The sequence below is a fragment of the Bradyrhizobium sacchari genome (assembly GCF_002068095.1).
Taxonomy (GTDB): domain Bacteria; phylum Pseudomonadota; class Alphaproteobacteria; order Rhizobiales; family Xanthobacteraceae; genus Bradyrhizobium; species Bradyrhizobium sacchari.
The window spans coordinates 1-21381 of the sequence record NZ_LWIG01000033.1 but is presented as its reverse complement, the minus strand read 5'-3'; the positions used below and the strand labels follow the sequence as shown (position 1 = coordinate 21381).

Sequence of the window (21381 nt, the reverse complement as noted above, 5' to 3'; positions counted from 1 at the left end):
GGGCCGGCGACGAAACAAAGCAGAGCGCGAACGAAACCATTTCCGGCGTCCGCGAAGACGTCCGGAAACTGGCCATGGTTACTAATCCGGCCAACGAACGACGGGTCGCAGACTGGGCGTAGGCGGCCGCATCACAGGGGACTGTCAATGATCAAGGCTCTTTCAGCGATCGCTCTTTCTGCGTGTGTTGCCGCAGCCCTCACCCTCCTGCCCGGCTTTGCCCCGACCGTCGAAGCCAGCGTGCCGCAGCCGCTGGCCAAGAGCGACCGGCTCGATATCCGCACCATCGGCCGTGACTGCTCGCAGCAGGCCTGGCCGAATTTCGAGGCATCCTGCCTGCGCCGCGCCGGCAGCAAGGCCAATATCCGCGAAGCCCGCCTCGTGACCGCCGACCGCACGCCGTAGTCGGATCTGTCAGTTTCGCGTCAGCCAGGCCCCTCAAGATAAACCCCATGGATATTTGCGACGTCTCGTCGCAGACTGCGTGATGCTCGCGCCCGTCGGAATGGCCCGCCGGGCTCGGTCCCATCGGGGGGTGTCATTGTCCAGTACGCCAGCAATCGCTTCCGGCCACCATCCCGATCCACTGCCGCTGGCCATGACCATGGGTGCCCTCGGGGTGGTCTATGGCGATATCGGCACCAGCCCACTCTACGCCCTCAAGGAAGCCGCCAAGGCGGCTGCCCATGGCGCTACACTTACTCCCGACGCTGTCCTGGGGGTTGCCTCGCTGATCCTCTGGGCCCTGCTGCTGATCATCTCGCTGAAATATGCGCTGCTGATCCTGCGCGCCGACAACCGCGGCGAAGGCGGCATCGTCGCTCTCTTGGCCCTGCTCCACGCGCGCAACGCGCAACCCGGCACCTGGCGGGCGCATCTGCTGGTGGTCGGCCTCGTCGGCGCCGCCCTGCTCTATGGCGACGGCGCGATCACGCCGGCGATCTCCGTCCTCAGCGCCATCGAGGGCCTCAAGGTCGACGCACCCTCGCTGGCGCCGGTGGTCGTGCCGGTGACCGTCGCAATCCTGATCGGCCTGTTCATGATGCAGAAGCAGGGCACCGGCTTCATCGGCCGCATCTTCGGCCCGGTGATGCTGGCCTGGTTCGGCGTGCTCGCCGCGCTCGGCATCCACGGCATCGTCAAGGCGCCGGCGGTGCTGGCGGCACTCAGCCCGCTCTACGCCTTCGAGTTCCTGATCCACCAGGATTTCCACGTCTCCTTCGCGATCCTCGGCGCCGCTTTCCTCGCGGTGACCGGGGGCGAAGCCATGTACGCCGACATGGGCCATTTCGGCCGCCTGCCGATCCGGCTTGCCTGGTTCGCCATCTGCCTGCCCGCGCTGGTCCTCAACTATTTCGGCCAGGCCGCGCTGCTGATCACCGATCCCACCATGATCGAGAACCCGTTCTTCCAGCTCTGCCCGGATGCCCTGCACTATCCGCTGGTCGCCTTCTCGGCGGTCGCGACCGTGATCGCCTCGCAGGCGATCATCTCCGGCGTGTTCTCCCTGACCCAGCAGTCGATCCAGCTCGGCTTCCTGCCGCGCATGCTGATCCGCCACACCACCAGCGACGCGATCGGCCAGATCTACGTGCCGCTGGTGAACTGGCTGCTCGCCGCGGCAACGCTCGGGGCGGTGCTGAGCTTCGGCACCTCGGACGCGCTCGCCGGCGCCTATGGCATCGCAGTGTCGCTGCTGATGGCCATCACCACGCTGCTGGCCGCGCTGGTTGCGATCCAGTGGGGCTATTCGCCCTGGCTCGTGGTCGCCGTGAACGGCTTCTTCTTCGTCATCGACGTGATCTTCTTCTCGGCGAATTCAATCAAGCTGTTCGAGGGCGGCTGGTTTCCGCTGCTGCTCGCCGGCCTCGTCGCCTTCCTGATGTTGACCTGGCGCGCAGGCGTGAAGCTGGTCGAAGCAGCCCGCGCCCGGCTGCGCCAGCCGGAGGAGGACCTGATCGAGACCGCCGTCAACAAATGCAGCGCCAGGCTGCCGGGGACCGCCGTATTCCTGGCCTCCGCGCCGCGCGGCGTGCCGCTCGCGCTGACCCAGTTCGTCAAGCACAACCACGTACTGCACGAGCGCGTGCTGCTGGTCACCGTGCTGATCGAGGAATCCCCGCACATTCCCGACGAGGAACGCGCAGAGGTGATCGAGATCATTCCCGGCATCACCCGCGTGATCCTGCATTACGGCTTCATGCAGAACCCGACCATCTATGAAGGACTGCAGCTTACTTGCCGCCACGGCAAGCTGCCCGGCATCAACCTCGCCGACATCACCTACTACGTCGGCCGCGAGACCATCATCCCGCGCGAGGACGTCCCGGGCATGTGGGTCTGGCGCGAAGGCTTGTTCGCCTTCCTGCAGCGCAACGCCGAACGCTCGGCCGCGTTCTTCGGCGTGCCGACCAAGCAGGTCGTGGAGTTCGGCACGGAGCTGGAAATTTAGCGCCGCAACATCTTCGGTGTCCTGCCCGCGGACCCGGGGACCCATAACCACAGGGAGCAGTTCCGGCGCGAGACAGGCAATTCCGAGTCTTCGCCAAACGTCTCCCTGTGGCTATGGGTCCCGGAACTGCGCTTCGCTTGTCCGGGACGGCAATGGAGAGTGGGACGCTAGTGCCAAAGGCTGTGCGTTACTCTCCGTTGGTCCCATTGCCGCTCTCGGCCTCTTCCGTGATGTGCTCGACCGACACCACGTGCTCGTCCTCGGCGGTGTCGAACACGATGACGCCTTGCGTCGAGCGGCCGGCGATACGGATGCCTTCGACCGGGCAGCGGATCAGTTGGCCCCTGTCGGTGACCAGCATGATCTGGTCGGCCTCCTCCACGGGGAAGGATGCGACCAGGTTGCCGTTGCGGTTGTTGACGCTCATGGCGACGATGCCTTTGCCGCCGCGGCCCGTGGTGCGGTACTCGTAGGACGAGGTCCGCTTGCCATAGCCGTTGACCGAGACGGTCAGAACGACCTGCTCGGCCGCCGACATCTCGACATAGCGCTCCTGCGGGAGCTGGAAGCTGCCCGAGGTCTCCTCGGCCTCGGCATCCACAGGTGCCTCTTCCGAGGCGGCCTCGCCCGCGACGGCGCGGCGCATCTTCAAATAGGCCGAGCGCTCGTCGGAGGTGGTGTCGACATGGCGCAGGATCGCCAGCGAAATCACCTTGTCGGCTTCGGCAAGCGCGATGCCGCGCACGCCCATCGAGGTGCGCCCGGTGAACACGCGCACGTCGGTGACGGGGAAGCGGATGCACTGGCCTCCGGCCGCCGTCAGGAGCACGTCGTCGCGCTCGGTGCAGATCTGCACGTCGACGATCGCCTCGTTGTCGTCGAGCTTCATCGCGATGATGCCGGAGCGGCGGACGTCGACGAAGTCGGACAGCTTGTTGCGCCGGACGTTGCCGCCCGTGGTGGCGAACATCACGTCGAGCTGGCCCCAGGTCGATTCATCCTCCGGCAGCGGCATGATGGTGGTGATGCGCTCACCCTGCTCCAGCGGCAGGATGTTGATCATGGCCTTGCCGCGCGCGTTGGGAGCTGCCATCGGCAGCCGCCAGACCTTTTCCTTGTAGACTTGGCCGCGCGAGGAGAAGAACAGCACCGGCGTGTGGGTGGAGGCCACGAACAGGCGGCTGACGAAATCCTCGTCGCGGGTCTGCATGCCAGAGCGGCCCTTGCCGCCGCGGCGCTGCGCCCGGTAGGCCGACAGCGGCACGCGCTTGACGTAGCCTGCGTGCGAGACGGTGACGACCATGTCTTCGCGCTGGATCAGGTCCTCGTCCTCGACTTCGCCCTCCTGCTCCATGATCACGGTGCGGCGGGGGGTCGCGAACTCGGCCTTCACCTCGGCAAGCTCGGTCTTGATGATGTCGAGGATGCGGGCGCGCGAGCGCAGGATCTCGAGATAGTCGCTGATCTCGCCGGCGAGCTTTGCGAGCTCGTCGCCGATCTCGTCGCGGCCGAGCGCAGTGAGGCGCGCGAGCCGCAGCTCGAGGATCGCCCTCGCCTGCTCCAGCGACAGGCGAATGGTGCCGTCCTCGTTGATGCGATGGCGGGGATCGTCGATCAGTGTGATGATGTCCTCGACGTCGCGCGCGGGCCAGTCGCGCGTCATCAGGGTCTCGCGCGCGGCAGCCGGCGTCGGCGAGTGCCGGATCACCTTGATGATCTCGTCGATATTGGCGACGGCGATGGCGAGGCCGACCTGCTCATGCGCGCGCTCGCGCGCCTTGCGGAGCTTGTATTTGGTCCGGCGGGTGACGACCTGCTCGCGGAAGCCGACGAAGATCGTCAGCATGTCCTTGAGGTTCATCGTCTGCGGACGGCCGCTATCGAGCGCGACGGCGTTGACGCCGAAGCTCGTCTGCAGCGGCGTGAACTTGTAGAGCTGGTTCAGCACGACGTCGGGCACGGCATCGCGCTTGAGCTCGACGACGACGCGATAGCCGTCGCGGTCGGACTCGTCGCGCAGGTCGGAGATGCCCTCGATCTTCTTCTCCTTGTAGAGCTCGGCGATGCGTTCGACCATCGTCGCCTTGTTCACCTGATACGGAATCTCGGTGATGACGATCGCCTCGCGTTCCTTCCGGACCGTCTCGAAGGTGACCTTGCCGCGCATCACGATCGAGCCGCGGCCGAGATGGTAGGCGCTGCGGATGCCCTGGCGTCCGAGGATGATACCGCCGGTCGGGAAATCCGGGCCCGGGATGATGCCGTTGAGCTCGTCGATGGTCAGCGACGGATTGTCGATCAGCGCGACGCAGGCGTCGATCACCTCGCCAAGATTGTGCGGCGGGATGTTGGTGGCCATGCCGACCGCGATGCCGCCGGCGCCGTTGACCAGCAGGTTCGGAAACCGCGCGGGCAGAACCACCGGCTCCTTCTCGGAGCCGTCGTAATTGTCCTGGAAGTCGACCGTGTCGTCGTCGATATCCTCGAGCAGCTTCAGCGCGATCTTGGTCAGGCGGGACTCGGTGTAGCGCATAGCCGCCGGCGGATCGCCGTCGACCGAGCCGAAATTGCCCTGCCCGTCGATCAGGGGCGCGCGCATCGAGAAGTCCTGCGCCATGCGCACCAAGGCGTCGTAGATCGCCTGGTCGCCATGCGGGTGGTACTTACCCATGACCTCGCCGACGGCACCGGCGGACTTCTTGTGCTTCTTGTCCGGGGTGTCGCCGCGATTGTTCATCGCGAACAGGATGCGGCGGTGCACCGGCTTCAACCCGTCGCGCGCATCGGGCAGCGCACGCGCCACGATCACGCTCATGGCGTAATCGAGATAGGACTTCTTCATCTCCTCGTAGATGGAAACGGGACGAATGTCCGAGGAATGCGCCGGCTGGTCGCCGGGCTTGTTGTCGTCGTCAGCCAAGGGGGAATCCGGTGAGTTTTTGTCTGGGAATCATATAGCGCATCACACCCCCGATAACCACCCTTGCCGGGCCTCGAGAAGCGGTTTTTCCGACTGTTTTTCCAGAGACTTACGCCCTTCCCGGCATCGCTCGCGACGGGGCCGGAACGGATCGGGCGGAACCCGCTCTCAGGCCCCGAAGATCACCCAATGCATGATCCGTCCGGGCACGCGTGAACAGCCCCGCCACCACCAGCGCGCTGGCAAAGATGAACATTATCATCCGCCGGTGGTCGGCGATGCGATGGGTGCGCGCCCGCCACATCGCCATCATGCGAGGAGCTTCCTCAGGAAGCGCAGCCGATGTGAAGATGGTTAACATAATGTTAGCATCATTCACATCGCGCCCCGTCAAAGACTTGAGGCTGCACATGGCAAGACCGGAAAATTCGAACTCTGTCCGCTAATTGGTAAGAAAACCTGACCCACCAGGCGAACCGCGACTCTCGCCGGGCTCAATCGTCCGATGGTCCAACGATACGAACGAGGAGAGACGCCCCCGCGAGCACCGGCGGTAGCGCGAGGCACCAGACCCCGAAATGCACGAACAGCAGCGCCGCAATTCCGCAGCCCAGTGCGAACACAAGCACGTTCACTGACATCCGGCCGAGGCGTGCGCGGGTCTGGCCCTTGGCATCCCCCGGCAGGATCACATCCGCGATGTCGAGCATGATCTGGGTGGTCGTGCCGGTCATCAGCGTCGAGGGCGGCGCGCTGCCGAGATAGAGGCGGTGGATCGCGTTCTGGATCGCCATGGCGGCGACGAGCACCATTCCGGTCAGAATGGCCTGCCAGCTGTCGCCATCATGGAAGGGACCGAACCTGAGCGCGAGCGCGCCTCCGATCGCCAGCAGCAGCATCTTCAGCCCCAGCAGGACCTCGAACACCGGCCGCCAGCGCCGCGACATGACGGTGGCGAGCAGCCGCACGGCAACCACGACCGCGCAAAACACCGGCAGCGCCAGCAGTTTTGCCAGCACGCCCGACGCACCGAGCGCAAGCGCGGCCCCGAGAGTGACGAAGTTTCCGGTGACGTGGGCCGTAAACAGGCCCTGGAGGGCAAGAAATCCGGCCGTGTCGACATAGCCGGCCGTAAAGCTCAGGAGCAGCGGCAGCAAGAGCCGGTTCTGGGTGTCAGCCATCAGAGTGCGTATTTCAGTTCGAGCCCGAGATAATTGCTGTCGTGTCCGCCGGCCTGCCGGATCGTATCACCGATCTTGTAGTGCACAGCCTCCAGCGCGCCGGTCAGATGGGCATCGAACCGATAGTCCAGGCGAAGCTGCGCATAGGCCCCGGACCAGGCGGTCCCCTTCCCCGCGGTACCCAAGACGGCGACGTTGGGCTGGACGTAGACGGCATCGGCCGTCGTCTCTCGCCATTGCAGGCCGATCGCCGCCATCAGCGCCAGGTTCGCGACAGGCCTGACCGTCACCGACGGCTTGAGATGAATCAGATTGGTGTATCCGGTGAAGCCCGCAAGCGAGAAATAATATCCGTTCGGGAAGAGCGGATTGAACGTCCCGAGCGTGGTGTCGCCGGGATGATGATCTCCTGACGCGCCGTCGGCCTGCAAGCCCAGGCGCGGCTGCCAGGGCACACCGGCAAACGTGTACCCCATGCGTGCGCCGGCGCCCCAGGCCCGGATCTCCTTGCCGCCGATGAAGCCGGTCTGGCCCATGGCCTCGATGTCCCAGTCGACATTGCCGAGCTTGCCGGCGAAACGGACGTCGAAGACGTTCCGCTTGTCGTCGCCGGCGGCATCGAGATAGCGCACATTGTCCTTCTGGTAGAACGCGTAATAGGCAGACAGCTCGTTAGTCCCAAGCACCTGCCGCTCGACACGCAGCGTGTGAAAGCGGAAATGGCTGTTCGACCCATCGTCGAACGGATGCTGCAAATCGTACTGCACGGGCTGGCTGATGAAGCCGATGAAGCGCCACGGCCCCGTCTCGAAGTCCCCCCATGCCGCATCGAAGGACTGGCGCACGTTGGGCCCGTCGCGCGACGACACGAAGCGTTGCAGGTCGAAGTCGAAATCCTGCCGCCCCACGCGAGCCTTGAAGGTGCCCGCTTCGGTCTCATTCACATAGGCCAGAAAGGCAAGCCGCATGTCCAGCGGATCCTGGTCCACGAGCGTGACAACGTTCTTGCCAAAGGCGCGATCGTCCTCGAATTGCAGGAAGAGCTGCCAATGTTCGTTGAAATGGGCATCGGCATGGAATTGAAGCCGCTGAATGAGGTAGTTGTCGGACTTGTTCGCGCCTGTGCCGAACGCCGCGGTGCTGACGCTCTCAAACCGTTCGCGCAAGGTCGCCCCGAACGAGACGTAGCTCGCGGGATCGCCCGGCATCAGCGGGATGTACTTGATCGGGTCGAACGGATCGGTCCGCAGCGCCGGATTGGCGAGTGCCGACCAATCCTCCTGCCAGCGGTTGGTTCGGATCTCGGGGCGCCCGGTGTCGTCGTTGGCGCGCGCCGGAGGCACGCCCGCGAACAGACAGGCCGCGGCGGAAAGCCCCGCCACGCACCATGCCATTGCTCGGTTCAATGCCGCCCCCGGGCTATTTGGCGGCAGCATGAATCTCGGCAACGTAGCCGCCCGGAAACTGCACCATCGCGGACTGCCTGCGGTCCGACGTGAACGGCTCGACGAGCACCTTCGCGCCGGCGCCGGTCGCCTTCGCTAGCGTGTCCTTCAGGTTGGCAACCTCATAGCCCGTCATCTCGCGTCCATAGGGATACGGCAGATGTCCGTCGGTAACGAGCACGGTCATCTTGCCGAACGCGGATTCGATGCGGATGCGCCGATAGGTGTCGTTGGGGCGGCCGATCTCCACGCCGGCTGCTTTGCTCTCGTCCGACACGATCTTCCCATGTGAGAAGCGAACGAAGGCACGCGCAAGCGCGTCCGCGCGCTCGGGAGAAACATAGACCCTGTTCTCGGGAACGGTTTCGAACGCTGCGTAGGATGGCTTGGTCGTATGCCAGTAGAGCTGCATGTTGATGCCGCCCGGCCACTGGATCACGGCATCGCGCCCGATCGGGTCCGGAAAGGTCGCGACCACGACATCGGCGCCGGCCGCCCTGGCCTGCTTGATTGCCTCGTCCATGTCGGTGACGAGATAGCCGGTCCGCTCTGCCCCGAACGGATAGGGTATCGGCGTCTTGAACCCGAACAGCGAGACCGTGCCGACCGGCGTCTGAAGCAGTTGGGAGGTCGTGCTGCTCGGCGTCGGTGTCACCGTGGCGACGACCTGTTTGGTGCTCTGCCCGCCGAAGGTCGCCAGGAAGCTCGCGACGAATTTTTCCACGTCTTCGGGCGCGACGTAAACGTGCGTCGTATCGTATTGCGCACCGACGCCGACGTGCGCGGCCGGATGCTTCGCCGTGTCCTTCGCCATGGCCGCGGAAACGCCGGTCAGCAGCGACGATATCAGGAAGACATTGATCAGACGGCGTTGGAAAGACATGAAGAGGCCTCGTTGCGTTTAAGTGGCCTGCTTGCGCAGGCCCAGGATAGAGACAAGCACAAGGCCTGCGATGAGCCCGAGATGCTCGAAGAAGGCGTTGACGGCCATGAAGCGATCGTGACCGGTCTTCGCCCAGAAATCATTCGCGGTGAACATGGCAATTGCGGTCAGCACACCGAGCCCTCCGGCGCCGAACCACACCCATCGCCCTGCTATCACCAGCAGCGAGCCGCCCAGCTCGACAATGATGGCCGCCACGGCCCAGACCGCCGCGGGCTCGAGCCCGAAATGGGCCTGCTCGGCAACGGCAGCGGGAAAATCGGCGAGCTTCTGGACGCCGCCGATCAGGAACGCGGAGACCAGGCCAAGCCGTGCAAGCGGCACGATCCAGGGCCAAACCAGAATGGCCGCGACCCAGCGCGGCGTGCCGCTTGGCGACATCATCTCAAACGGCCCAGCAGGCGCAACCGAGCGCGCCCCAGAAGCTCCTGAGATCGGCAACGGGAAGCTGCCCCGACCAGGCTCGCGCGTGATCATGGCCATGAACGCCGCAAGCGCTGGCGCAGCCGCACATCTGCATGGCCTGCGACCGGATCGCCTTGGCCTTGCCGTCCGTTCCGACCCAATTGCCGTATCCGCCAAAGCTGCGAACTGGTGACCAGTCCGGCATTGCCGGCGGAGGGACGCGGTCGTCGAGGGCCTTGAATTCGCCGGCGGCATAGACGACGTGCCCGCCGACCAAAGTGAGCTCGCTCGTCGTGTCGGCGATCTCGCTCTCGGCGCAAGAGAAGAAGTCGCGGTCCGGTACGATCAGATCGGCGAACTGTCCGACCTGAATGCGCCCCTTCTTGCCTTCCTCATTAGAGAACCAGGTCACGTTCTCGGTCCACATCCGAAGCGCGGTCTCGCGATCGAGGCAATTGCGCTGCGGAGTGAGGCGAAGCCCGCCCACCGTCATGCCCGTCACCAGCCAGGCCAGCGAGACCCAGGGATTGTAGGAGGCGACGCGGGTCGCATCGGTGCCGGCGGAGACCTTGACACCCTTGTCGATGATCTTCTTCACCGGTGGCGTCGCCTCTGCGGCGCCGAAGCCGTAACGCTCGACGAAATATTCGCCCTGATAGGCCATCCGGTGCTGCACGGCGATGCCGCCGCCGAGCGCCGCGATGCGGTCGATCGACTGATCGGAAATCGTCTCGGCGTGGTCGAAAAACCAATGCAGGCCGTCGAGCGGCGTATCCTGATCGACCTTCTCGAATACATCGAGCGCGCGCGAGATCGTCTCGTCATAGGTCGCATGCAGGCGCCAGGGCCATTTGTTCTGGGCAAGGATGCGGACGACCTCTTCGAGCTCGCCTTCCATCTCAGGCGGCATGTCGGGGCGCGGGACACGAAAATCCTCGAAATCGGCGGCCGAGAACACCAGCATCTCCCCGGCTCCGTTGTGGCGGAAATAGTCGGTCCCCTGCTTGTAATTCGACGTCCGGGTCCAGTTCAAGAAGTCCTGCTTCTCGCCCTTCGGCTTCTGCGTGAACAAATTGTAGGCCAAGCGGATCGTGAGCTGTCCTTCATCCGAGAGCTTCTGGATGACTGCATAGTCGTCGGGATAGTTCTGGAAGCCGCCGCCGGCGTCGATCGCGCCGGTGACGCCGAGGCGGTTCAACTCGCGCATGAAGTGGCGGGTCGAATTCACCTGATAGTCGAACGGCAGCTTCGGTCCCTTGGCGAGCGTCGCGTATAGAATATTGGCGTTTGGCTTGGCAAGGAGCAGCCCGGTCGGATTGCCCTTCGCGTCACGCACGATTTCGCCGCCCGGCGGCTCCGGCGTGTCCTTGGTGTAGCCGACGGCGCGCAGCGCGGCGGCGTTCAGCATGGCGCGATCGTAGAGATGCAGGATGAAGACCGGCGTATCGGGCGCGGCGGCGTTGAGCTCATCGATCGTCGGCAGCCGCTTCTCGGCGAACTGATGCTCGGTGAAGCCGCCGACCACGCGAACCCATTGCGGGGGCGGCGTGATCGCGACCTGCTTCTTCAGCATCGCCATCGCGTCCGCGAGAGACCAGACGCCGTCCCAGCGCAGCTCCATGTTGAAGTTGAGCCCGCCGCGGATGATGTGGAGATGGTTGTCGATCAGGCCCGGCAGGACACGGCGCCCCTTCAAGTCAATGATTTTGGTTGAAGGACCGGCCAGCTGCATGATGTCGTGATCGTGCCCTACCGCCGTGAAGACTCCGTCCTTGATCGCAACCGCGCTCGCGATCGGGTTCGATCGGTCGAGCGTGGTGAACAGGCCACGGTGAAAAATCGTGTCGGGCGCGCTCATGATGCCTTCTCTGCGACGTGATTGGTTGTCTTGTTCTCGTCGGCGTGCCGCCCAGGCAACATGCCGAACATGTGGGGCGCGCATTTCGCTTGCCGCCATGCAGCGGCAAGCCCTTCGCCAGTCAGTACTTGCCTTGCGACCGGGACGATCTGTTCGCCGGCGAGAATGCCGAGCAGCCCCACCAGCGCCACAAGCGGCGGCGCCGGTGAGCGCACGTTGAGCAGGCTGTAGACCACTCCGACGAGGAGGCCTGCTCCGAGCGATAGAAGATAGATCCTCATGACCCGACTGCGTACTTAGCGAGGCCCCGCTTCCGAGGCGTGCTCGCCCAGCGCCCATTTCGAGAAGCGGACCTGGATGCCGTAAGGTGAATGCGCCTTCAGTATCTCCATCATGCCGTCATAGGTCTCGGTGCGCGCCCAATCCTGCTGGAGCTCGAAGGCATACTGACAAGAGGTGATCGGAACAGCGCCGGCCTGGATCGCGCGCTCCATCGAACGGTTGTGTGCTTCGACCGAGAGATCGCCGCACGCATCGGCCGGAATGTAGACCTCATAACCTTCCCGCAGCATGTCCAGCGTCGGAAACATCACGCAGGCCTCGGTCCAGAGCCCGGCGATGACGAACTTCTTGCGCCCGGTCGCAGCCACGGCCTTGCGAAAATTGGCATCGAGCCAGGAGTTCATCGAGGTGCGATCGATGATGTCATGGTTGGGAAACAGCTCGGTGACCTCCGGCATGAACGGACCGGAAAAGGAATCCTTGGCAACCGTCGTCAGCACCGTCGGGATCTTGAACAGTTTTGCGGCCTTGGCGAGGATCTGGATGTTGTTGAACACGACCAGACGGTCGTGCGACTGCACGCCCTGGTACATCGCCGGCTGATAGTCAATCAGGGCGATAGCACTGTTCTCTGGCGTGAGCATCTCGAGCTTGGACATGTCGGTCTCCTTGGCGGTCATGCGGTGGCGGCGATGGGAGTGAATGGGCGAGCGGGATCGCAGCCGTGCGCGAAAAACACAGCACCGTTCTTGGTCCGGATCATTGACGCGCCTTCTGCCTCACTTCGACTTTCTCTGACGTCGATTTCAGTCTGGTCGCGTCAGTCGTTGCGATGCTATGAAGCGAGGTGCGCGCGCGTACAATGATTGAACAAGGCCACGTGACTGGCTTTGCAGGGCCAACACAATTGTCGCAGGGCCAACACAATTGTCAGAGAATCGAAAAAGCTCATCGGATCGAACGACGTCGTCAGCGTGGATGCGCGGCGTCGCCAATACACTTCAACAGCAGGGATTGGATTCGGCCGCCTTGTTCGGGGAGGTTGGCCTGTCGATCAAGGATCTCGACGACCCGGACTTTCGCTGGCCGACCGAGGAAATCAGCCGTCTCTGGACACTTGCCGCTGAGAGATCGGGAAATCCCGATATCGGCCTGTTCGATCCGCATCTTCCGCGTCCTGACCAATACGGGCTCGTCGGATACGTCATGATGTCGAGCCCCGACCTATTGACCGGCTTGACGCGATTTATTCGCTATATCTGTCTCGTCAGCGATGCCCTCACCGCCACATTGGAGCCGGGCGACGGCGGTCGTTGGGTCAAGCTGGATCTGTTCGGCGGGGAATGCCCGATCCCGCGTCAACGCTACGACTATGCGGTCCTGAACCTGCTGACCTTTTGCCGGTGGATGCTCGGCCGCCCGCTGACACCGGAGGCTGCTTGCTTCGCCCATGCGGTGCCGGCGTCGACGGCAGCGTACAACGACGCGTTCGGATCGCCGTTGCAGTTCGAGGCGAAGTTCAACGGCTTACTGATCTCCAGCAAGGATCTCGCCAGTAAGCTACCGACGGCAATCCCGGAGCTTGCAGATGTGCACGATCGTCTCGCAGGCGAGGCTTTGCGCAAACTGATCACGACGGATACGGCACATCGCGCCAGACAAGTCATCGCGCGGCACCTCCATGACGGCAGCCCATTGCGCGCGACCATCGCGGCCGAGCTCAACATGAGCGACCATACGTTGCAGCGCCGGCTCGCTGATGAAGGGACCGCGTTCACCGACGTCGTCGAGGACACGCGACGTGAGTTGGCCCAGCACTATCTCGCGGACCGGCGGATTACGATTGCCGATATCGCGTACATGTTGGGCTATTCGGATCAGAGCACCTTCTTCCGCGCCTCCCATCGCTGGTTCGGCGAGTCGCCAGGTGAATATCGATCCCGCGTGCAGGAAGGGCATCAGCAGGAAATAGAGGCCGCCCGGAAACGATAGCGAACGCCGCTAACGTTCTTTCCGGATGGCCTCTCTCGGGCTTTAGAACGGGATGTCGTCGTCCATGTCGCTGTTGCGGCCGCCGCCGGCGGCAACGGGGCGGCGCGGCGCGCTGCTGACCGGACCGGAGGAGCCGAAATCGCCGCCCGGCTCGTCGCCGAAGCTGCCGCCTCCGCCGCCGCCTCCGCGGCCATCGAGCATCGTGAGCGTCGAATTGAAGCCCTGGAGCACGACCTCGGTCGAGTACTTCTCGACGCCGCTCTGGTCGGTCCATTTGCGGGTCTGGAGCGCACCCTCGATGTAGACCTTCGCGCCCTTCTTCAGATACTGCTCGGCGACCTTGCAGAGCCCTTCATTGAAGATCACGACACGGTGCCACTCGGTCTTTTCCTTGCGCTCGCCGCTGTTCTTGTCACGCCAGGTCTCCGAAGTGGCGATGCTCAAATTCGCGATCGGCCGCCCGTCCTGAGTGCGGCGGATTTCAGGATCCTTGCCGAGATTTCCAACCAGAATGACCTTATTGACGCTTCCCGCCATCGCCGCTCTCCACTCCAAATGCCACTGAATTTCGCAAAGCCTGATTTCGTAGGCTGAATTCGTAAGCCGCGCCGCGCGCCCCGCTGCAACCTGATTGAGGCGACCCTATACGCTTGCGCAGACCGATCAGCCCGCCGGCCCTCGGGTTATCCCCACATATAGCATCGGCCGCCGCTTTGTTCCAGATTTGTTCCAGTCGAGGCCCAGCATAGGCCATGGGAACCGGGTGTGTCCGCCGGCCGCCAAGTCTAGCCCGGGCGCAGGGAACCGGGCCCGGCTCCCGCGAACTGCGAAAACCAATTAACATTCATCAAGTTAGATCCGTCTCACTCGCCGCCTGACTGTTGCATTTGGGCGACGGATTTTGCCTCCCGCTTGAGCTAGGGTGACCTTGCAATTTGTTCATATGGGCGTCGCGCCTGATCAACCGCTTCGGGGACTTCGAGAAGCGGACGAAACTGGGGAGACTGCAATGAATAAGATCTTGATTGGTGCAATTGGCGCCGTGGCTTTGGGCCTGTCCGCCCCGGCAAGCGCGGCGGACCTCGCGGCCCGTCCCTATACCAAGGCGCCGGCCCCGATGATCGCCACCATCTACGACTGGAGCGGGTTCTACATCGGCATCAACGGCGGTGGCGGCAGCAGCCGCAAGTGCTGGGACTTCGTTGCGCCGACCGTGGGTACGCTCTTCGCCGATGGCTGTCACAACGCGGTCGGCGGCACCGTCGGTGGCCAGGTCGGCTATCGGTGGCAGTCGGCCAATTGGGTGTTCGGGCTCGAAGGCCAGGGCAACTGGGCCGACTTCTCCGGCGACAACATTGGCACGACCACCGCTCTGCGCAATCGTTCCAAGATCGACGCCTTCGGCCTGATCACGGGCCAGGTCGGATACGCCTGGAACAACGTGTTGTTCTACGTGAAGGGCGGCGGCGCCGTGGTCGGCGACAGTTACCGGGGCTACACCGTCGCGACCGGTCTCGAATTCGACCGCGCCAGCGAGACGCGCTGGGGCGGCGTGGTGGGCGCAGGTCTCGAATTCGGCTTTGCGCCGAACTGGTCGGTCGGCATCGAATACGATCACCTCTTCCTCGGGAATCGGACCATCGCCTTCGCCGGCTCAGGCAACGCCGCCGCACTCGGCGCCTTCACGCGCTCCGAGCGCATCAGGCAGGACGTCGATATCGGCCTGGTCCGCGTGAACTATCGCTGGGGTGGCCCGATTATCGCGAAATACTGATATCCCTCTGATATCATTAGGAGATCAAAGGCCGGCCTCGCGCCGGCCTTTTTGTTGTGGGAAAGCGAAGGGATATCCCGTCAGCGAGTATGACGTTTTGTGGGTGTTGTGGCATTTCGGGTACACAACTTGCGGCTTCGCTGGTGTAAGCACGCCGCTAGTTGGACCACAACGTCCGATGCCCTTCCCCCGCGCGGAAGGCAACAACAGAAACTGGGACTGGGATTTAGTTGAAAATGAAGAAGGTTTTGTTGGCTTCGGCCTGTTTATTCGCACTGGCTGCCCCCGCGTCGGCGGCTGATCTCGCGGCCCGCCCGTACACCAAGGCCCCGGTGGCTGTGGCTTCGGTCTACAACTGGACCGGCTTCTACCTCGGTATCGTCGGCGGCGGCGCCTGGGAGAACGGCTCCGGCGACCCGAAGATGAAGGGTGGCTTCGTCGGTGGCACCGCCGGCTACAACTGGCAGACCGGTAACGTCGTGTTCGGCGTTGAGGCTGATGGCGCCTGGGCTGACGTCAGCGCCTCCGCCACCGGTACGGTTTTCGTCCCCGGCGTTGGCGGCATCCCCGCCTCGCTGACCTCCAAGACCGACGCGATGGGCACCGTGCGCGGCCGCATCGGCTGGGCCGTCAACAACGTCCTGTTCTACGGCACCGGTGGTTACGCCTGGATCGACAACAAGCTCACCGCCAGCCTGGGTGCGCTCTCGGTCTCCGACAGCAAGTTCCACTCCGGCTGGACCGTCGGTGCCGGCGTCGAGGCGTTCTTCGCTCCGCAGTGGTCGGTCAAGGGCGAGTATCTCTATCGCAGCCTCGGTGGCGAGACCTACTTCTCGGGCGCCATTCCCACCGGCACGCTCAACCTCCACACCGTGCAGGTCGGCGTGAACTATCACTTCGGTGGCCCGATCGTCGCGAAGTACTAAGCCTCGCTACGACGTCAGATCGTCACGAAAGGCCGGCCTCGCGCCGGCCTTTTTGTTTGGCGGCACGCTCCAGCGACGTTCCACGCTCCGCGCTGCTGCCAGATGCCGCCAGCGCGCCAACATTCCGTTGACGATTCGCAACTCCCTCTGGAAATCCGCCTCCGTTCTTCCTACGTTCGCTGCCATACCCATCGGCGCCGATCCCGGTTCCGGGCGAAGCGCGCCTTTTTTGTTGGCGCGATCGCGCGCCTTTGGGCTTCCTTGAGGGCAACTCGGATGGATGAAGTGATCAAGGCGAAGCGCCAACAACAGAACGCGGGCTCGAGCCTGCGAGCAATTACGATCCGCGGCGCGCGCGAGCACAACCTCAAGAACATCGACGTCGAGATTCCCCGCGACAAGCTGGTGGTGTTCACCGGCCTCTCCGGCTCCGGCAAATCCTCGCTCGCCTTCGACACCATCTATGCCGAGGGCCAGCGCCGCTACGTCGAATCGCTGTCGGCCTATGCGCGCCAGTTCCTGGAAATGATGCAGAAGCCCGACGTCGACCAGATCGACGGCCTGTCGCCTGCGATCTCGATCGAGCAGAAGACGACCTCGAAGAACCCGCGCTCGACCGTCGGTACCGTCACCGAGATCTACGACTACATGCGCCTGCTCTGGGCGCGCGTCGGCGTGCCCTATTCGCCGGCCACCGGCCTGCCGATCGAGAGCCAGACCGTCTCGCAGATGGTCGACCGCGTGCTGGCGCTGCCCGAAGGCACCCGCCTCTATCTGCTCGCGCCCGTCGTGCGCGGCCGCAAGGGCGAGTATCGCAAGGAGCTCGCCGAATGGCTCAAGAAGGGCTTTCAGCGCGTCAAGATCGACGGCGCCTTCCATGAGCTTGCGGAAGCGCCGACGCTCGACAAGAAATTCCCGCACGACATCGACGTCGTCGTCGACCGCATCGTGGTGCGTGCCGACATCGGCCAGCGCCTCGCCGAAAGTTTCGAGACCGCGCTGAAGCTCGCCGAGGGCCTCGCCGTCATCGAGTTCGCCGACGCGCCGGCCGCCGCGCCTGCGGAAGAGAAAAAGAAGACCGCCAAGATCCACGACAAGAGCGGCCCCGAGCGCATCCTGTTCTCGGAAAAATTCGCCTGCCCGGTCTCCGGCTTCACCATCCCCGAGATCGAGCCGCGCCTGTTCTCGTTCAACAACCCCTATGGCGCCTGCCCCGCTTGCGGCGGCCTCGGCGTCGAACAGCATGTCGACGAGGACCTCGTCATCCCCGACAAGGAGCTGTCCCTGCGCAAGGGCGCGATCGCGCCCTGGGCCAAGTCGTCCTCGCCCTATTACGAGCAGACGCTGACCGCGCTCGGCAAGCACTACAAGTTCACGCTCGACACCAAGTGGAAGGATCTCGCCAAGAAGACCAGGGACGCGATCCTCTACGGCTCCGGCGAGGACGAGATCAAGTTCTCCTACCAGGACGGCGTGCGCTCCTACGACACCAAGAAGCCGTTCGAGGGCGTCATCACCAACATCAACCGCCGCTACCGCGAAACGGAAAGCGAGTGGGCCCGCGAAGAACTGGCAAAGTATTTCCACGACGTGCCCTGCGAGGGCTGCAAGGGCTTCCGCCTCAAGCCCGAGGCGCTCTGCGTCAAGGTCGGGGGCAAGCATATCGGCGAGATCTCGGAGCTGTCGGTCAAGAAGGCCGGCGAGTGGTTCGAGACCGTGCCGGAGGCGCTCAACAAGCAGCAGAACGAGATCGCAGGCCGCATCCTGAAAGAAATCCGCGAGCGCCTGACCTTCCTGCTCGACGTCGGCCTCAACTACCTCACCCTCTCCCGCTCCTCCGGCACACTGTCCGGCGGCGAAAGCCAGCGCATTCGCCTGGCCTCGCAGATCGGCTCGGGGCTGACAGGCGTGCTCTACGTGCTGGACGAGCCTTCGATCGGCCTGCACCAGCGCGATAATGCGCGCCTGCTCGACACGCTGAAGCGGCTGCGCGACCTCGGCAACACCGTGGTCGTGGTCGAGCATGACGAGGACGCCATTCGCCTTGCCGACTACGTCCTCGACATCGGTCCCGGCGCCGGCATGCATGGCGGCAACATCGTCGCCGAAGGCACGCCCGCCGAGATCATGCGCAACCGGAAATCGCTGACCGGCAAGTATCTCACCGGCGAGCTCGAGGTCGAGGTGCCGGAGCGGCGCCCGCCGAACCATCGCCGCACCATCAAGGTGGTCAACGCGCGCGGCAATAACCTCAAGAACGTCACCGCCGAGATTCCGCTCGGCCTGTTCACGTGTGTCACCGGCGTCTCCGGCGGCGGCAAGTCGACGCTCCTGATCGACACGCTCTACCGCGCCATCGCCCGCAAGCTGAACGGCGCCAGCGAAGGCGCCGCCCCGCACGACCGCATCGAGGGCCTCGAGCACATCGACAAGATCATCGACATCGACCAGTCGCCGATCGGCCGCACACCGCGCTCGAATCCGGCGACCTATACCGGCGCCTTCACGCCGATCCGCGAGTGGTTCGCTGGGCTCCCCGAAGCGAAGGCGCGCGGCTACGAGCCCGGCCGCTTCTCCTTCAACGTTAAGGGTGGCCGCTGCGAGGCCTGCCAGGGCGACGGCGTCATCAAGATCGAGATGCACTTCCTGCCCGACGTCTACGTCACCTGCGACGTCTGCAAGGGCAAGCGCTACAACCGCGAGACGCTCGAGGTCCTGTTCAAGGGCAAGAGCATCGCCGACGTGCTCGACATGACCGTCGAGGAAGCCGCCGAGTTCTTCAAGGCGGTGCCGCGCGTGCGCGAGACTTTTCAGACCCTGCACCGCGTCGGGCTCGATTACATTCACGTCGGCCAGCAGGCGACCACGCTCTCCGGCGGCGAAGCCCAGCGCGTCAAGCTGGCGAAGGAGCTGTCCAAGCGCGCCACCGGCCGCACGCTCTACATCCTGGACGAGCCCACCACCGGCCTGCACTTCCACGACGTCAAGAAGCTCTTGGAGGTGCTGCACGAGCTGGTCGCGCAGGGCAACACGGTCGTCGTCATCGAGCACAACCTCGAGGTCATCAAGACCGCGGACTGGGTCATCGACCTCGGCCCCGAAGGCGGCGACGGCGGCGGCGAGATCGTCGCCTGGGGCCCGCCGGAGGATATCGCCAAGGCGCCGCGGAGCTACACGGGCAAGTTTTTGGAGCCGGTGCTAAAGAAGGCGCGGAAGCCGAAGCGGCGGAGCACCAGCGAGGCGGCGGAGTAGAATCTTGGGATCGATGCCGCGCAGGGCAGATTAGCGAAGCGCATTCGCCCTGCCCCGCCGGTTGGACAGCTGGGCCACGCTTCGCCATCCTCGCCGACGAACCACGCAGGATCCGGGAGAGAGCCGACATGTCCGCTGGACTCGTCCAAACCTACCGCGCCTTCGCCCACAACAATGCCTGGGCGAACCATCGCCTGCTCGCCGCCTGCGCCGCGCTGTCCCAGCCTGAATTCGAAGCCCACCGCACCGGCTTCTTTCCAAGCCTGCAGCGTACGCTGAACCACATCTACGTCATCGACCTCTTCTACATCGATGCGCTTGAAGGTGGATGGCTCGGCCCCGCAGCCTGGAAGAATGAAGTGCCCTTTCCTGCCCTCACCACGTTGAAGCCTGCCCAGGCCGCAATGGACAAGCGCCTGATTGCGATCTGCGATGCACTGACGCCTGCGCGGCTCGATGACGTCGTGAAGATCAACCGCCCCACGAGCGTGCAGACCGAGCGGCGGGACCGACTGCTCATGCATCTGTTCCAGCACCAGATCCATCATCGCGGGCAGGCGCATGCCATGCTGTCCGAAACGGCCGTTGCGCCCCCGCAGCTCGATGAGTTCTTCGCCGAAGGCGAAGCGCCGCTCCGGGCCGCCGAGTTCGCCGAGCTCGGCTGGACCGAAGAGACCGTCTGGAAATCCGAGATATAACCTGCGCAGGAACTCTCGCGGCACGTCGTCGGTCAGCCACACGCATCGGACGACACAGACCTGCATCAAGGACATCGATCTCGACATCAATGTTCACGTGCGCAAGTTGCGGTGAGCAACAGTTATACGGGGCGACAGAAGGCGAGATCGAAAACGAACCTCGTCAATCACGACGTAACGGCCGGATAGACCAGGCCTGGAGCGACATCGGCCAGATCATCGGCCGCAAAAGCTGGGCTGCCCTGATGTCATCGGGCGCGAGCCGCGGGTGCTCCGCGATGATGGCTTCGGTGGTCATACTCGCGCCCAGTTCGCGCAACACCAGTTCCACCAGCACACGTGTCCCTGCCATCATGATCGCCGGGTTGATTTCAGTCCGCTCGTGCCGCATGGCTGTCCTCAAGTCCGGCCAACGAAGTCCTATCCCGCTTGTCAGCGAGCCCGAAACCCAGCCCCATGCCGTACTCCCTCGCCATCTTCGATCTGGACGGCACGCTCGCCGATAGTTTTCCCTGGTTCCTGCGCACCATCAACGATGTCGCCGACCGCTTCGGCTTTCGCCGCGTCGCCGATGAGGACATCGAACCGCTGCGGCATGCCTCGAGCCGCGAGATCCTCAGTCGGCTGGAAGTGCCGCTGTGGAAGCTGCCGGCGATCGCGCGGCATGCGCGGCGGCTGAAGGCTGAGGCTGCTGGCGAGATCCCGCTGTTTGCCGGCGTCGAGACGATGCTGCGGACGCTGGCCGAGAATGGCGTGCAGCTCGCGCTGGTGACCTCCGACAGCGAAGCCAATGCGCGGGAGAAGCTCGGCGAGGCCGCGGCGCTGTTCGCGCATTACGACTGCTCGGCATCGCTGTTCGGCAAGGCCGCGAAATTCCGCCGCGTCGTCCGCCGCGCCGGCGTGGAGCCGAACCGCGCGATCGCGATCGGCGACGAGGTCCGCGACATCGAGGCGGCGCGGACTGCAGGCGTTGCCTGCGGTGCGGTGAGCTGGGGCTATGCAGCGCCGGCGGCACTGCGGGCGCTGGGGCCGGATCACATGTTCGAACGTATGGATGAGATAACGGACGCTTTGTGCCGGATTCGGAGGGTGGGTTAGCGTCAGCGCAACCCACCACGTCTTGGACACGGAAACTGAAGAGGTGGGTCACGCCTTGCCGCTGCGCTCCGCGCATCCGCAAGGCTAACCCACCCTTGTAATAGCGCAATCGGATATTGTCTGGGTGTTCCGAGAGGAATGGCCTGCCGCAGCTG

18 protein-coding genes are annotated in these 21381 nt (G+C 64.2%); 8 read left to right on the top strand and 10 right to left on the bottom strand.

All coding sequences use genetic code 11. The annotated features are described in order from the left end of the window. The first annotated feature begins 147 nt into the window (after window positions 1-147). Together A5906_RS28100 and A5906_RS28095 are read left to right on the top strand one after the other, a co-directional pair. On the top strand, window positions 148-405 hold the full coding sequence (locus A5906_RS28100; protein ID WP_080138477.1) for a hypothetical protein: 258 nt from the start codon (window positions 148-150) through the stop codon (window positions 403-405). Between the two features lie 193 nt (window positions 406-598). After that, window positions 599-2452, top strand: coding sequence for a potassium transporter Kup (locus tag A5906_RS28095; protein WP_080138476.1), 1854 nt, complete (start codon window positions 599-601; stop codon window positions 2450-2452). 187 nt (window positions 2453-2639) lie between these two features. On the opposite strand, the gene gyrA is transcribed toward A5906_RS28095, so the two are convergent. The 8 genes from gyrA to A5906_RS28050 all read right to left on the bottom strand — a co-directional run bounded on the left by gyrA (window position 2640) and on the right by A5906_RS28050 (window position 12145). Further along, window positions 2640-5372: a DNA gyrase subunit A gene (gyrA, locus tag A5906_RS28090; RefSeq protein WP_080138475.1), complete on the bottom strand. Its 2733-nt coding sequence runs from the start codon at window positions 5370-5372 to the stop codon at window positions 2640-2642. Between the two features lie 494 nt (window positions 5373-5866). Beyond that, window positions 5867-6553: a YoaK family protein gene (locus A5906_RS28080; RefSeq protein ID WP_080138474.1), complete on the bottom strand. Its 687-nt coding sequence runs from the start codon at window positions 6551-6553 to the stop codon at window positions 5867-5869. After that, a complete protein-coding gene (locus A5906_RS28075; RefSeq protein ID WP_080138473.1) occupies window positions 6553-7947 on the bottom strand; it encodes an alginate export family protein in 1395 nt (464 codons plus the stop codon). The genes A5906_RS28080 and A5906_RS28075 overlap by 1 nt, the downstream gene beginning before the upstream one ends. A 25-nt stretch (window positions 7948-7972) precedes the next feature. After that, entirely contained in the window at window positions 7973-8812 is an 840-nt protein-coding gene (locus A5906_RS28070; RefSeq protein WP_245326974.1) for a glyoxalase, read from the bottom strand. A gap of 87 nt (window positions 8813-8899) precedes the next feature. After that, entirely contained in the window at window positions 8900-9322 is a 423-nt protein-coding gene (locus A5906_RS28065) for a DoxX family protein (protein ID WP_201723802.1), read from the bottom strand. 4 nt (window positions 9323-9326) lie between these two features. Continuing rightward, entirely contained in the window at window positions 9327-11204 is a 1878-nt protein-coding gene (locus tag A5906_RS28060; protein WP_080138470.1) for an amidohydrolase, read from the bottom strand. Beyond that, entirely contained in the window at window positions 11201-11485 is a 285-nt protein-coding gene (locus A5906_RS28055; protein ID WP_080138469.1) for a XapX domain-containing protein, read from the bottom strand. The genes A5906_RS28060 and A5906_RS28055 overlap by 4 nt, the downstream gene beginning before the upstream one ends. Before the next feature lie 15 nt (window positions 11486-11500). Beyond that, a complete protein-coding gene (locus A5906_RS28050) occupies window positions 11501-12145 on the bottom strand; it encodes a hydrolase (protein ID WP_080138807.1) in 645 nt (214 codons plus the stop codon). Window positions 12146-12464: 319 nt separating this feature from the next. On the opposite strand from A5906_RS28050, the gene A5906_RS28045 reads away from it, so the two are divergent. After that, complete coding sequence (locus A5906_RS28045; protein ID WP_080138468.1) at window positions 12465-13478, top strand: AraC family transcriptional regulator; 1014 nt, start codon at window positions 12465-12467, stop codon at window positions 13476-13478. 42 nt (window positions 13479-13520) lie between these two features. Here the strand turns inward: A5906_RS28045 and A5906_RS28040 are convergent, their stop codons facing one another. Further along, window positions 13521-14015: a single-stranded DNA-binding protein gene (locus tag A5906_RS28040; protein ID WP_018642151.1), complete on the bottom strand. Its 495-nt coding sequence runs from the start codon at window positions 14013-14015 to the stop codon at window positions 13521-13523. Between the two features lie 472 nt (window positions 14016-14487). Here A5906_RS28040 and A5906_RS28035 point away from each other — a divergent pair, with 472 nt between their 5' ends. The 4 genes from A5906_RS28035 to A5906_RS28020 all read left to right on the top strand — a co-directional run bounded on the left by A5906_RS28035 (window position 14488) and on the right by A5906_RS28020 (window position 20128). After that, window positions 14488-15252 carry an outer membrane protein gene (locus tag A5906_RS28035; protein WP_080138467.1) on the top strand — a complete coding sequence of 255 codons (765 nt, stop codon included), beginning with the start codon at window positions 14488-14490 and terminating at the stop codon, window positions 15250-15252. Window positions 15253-15488: 236 nt separating this feature from the next. Further along, window positions 15489-16178: an outer membrane protein gene (locus A5906_RS28030; protein ID WP_080138466.1), complete on the top strand. Its 690-nt coding sequence runs from the start codon at window positions 15489-15491 to the stop codon at window positions 16176-16178. A 276-nt stretch (window positions 16179-16454) separates the two neighbouring features. Continuing rightward, window positions 16455-19430, top strand: coding sequence for an excinuclease ABC subunit UvrA (gene uvrA, locus A5906_RS28025; protein WP_080138465.1), 2976 nt, complete (start codon window positions 16455-16457; stop codon window positions 19428-19430). A 128-nt stretch (window positions 19431-19558) separates the two neighbouring features. Beyond that, complete coding sequence (locus tag A5906_RS28020; protein WP_080138464.1) at window positions 19559-20128, top strand: DinB family protein; 570 nt, start codon at window positions 19559-19561, stop codon at window positions 20126-20128. A 163-nt stretch (window positions 20129-20291) separates the two neighbouring features. On the opposite strand, the gene A5906_RS28015 is transcribed toward A5906_RS28020, so the two are convergent. Beyond that, entirely contained in the window at window positions 20292-20519 is a 228-nt protein-coding gene (locus A5906_RS28015) for a DUF433 domain-containing protein (RefSeq protein ID WP_136615531.1), read from the bottom strand. Between the two features lie 65 nt (window positions 20520-20584). Here A5906_RS28015 and A5906_RS28010 point away from each other — a divergent pair, with 65 nt between their 5' ends. Then, a complete protein-coding gene (locus A5906_RS28010) occupies window positions 20585-21226 on the top strand; it encodes an HAD family hydrolase (RefSeq protein ID WP_080138463.1) in 642 nt (213 codons plus the stop codon). Window positions 21227-21381 lie beyond the last annotated feature (155 nt).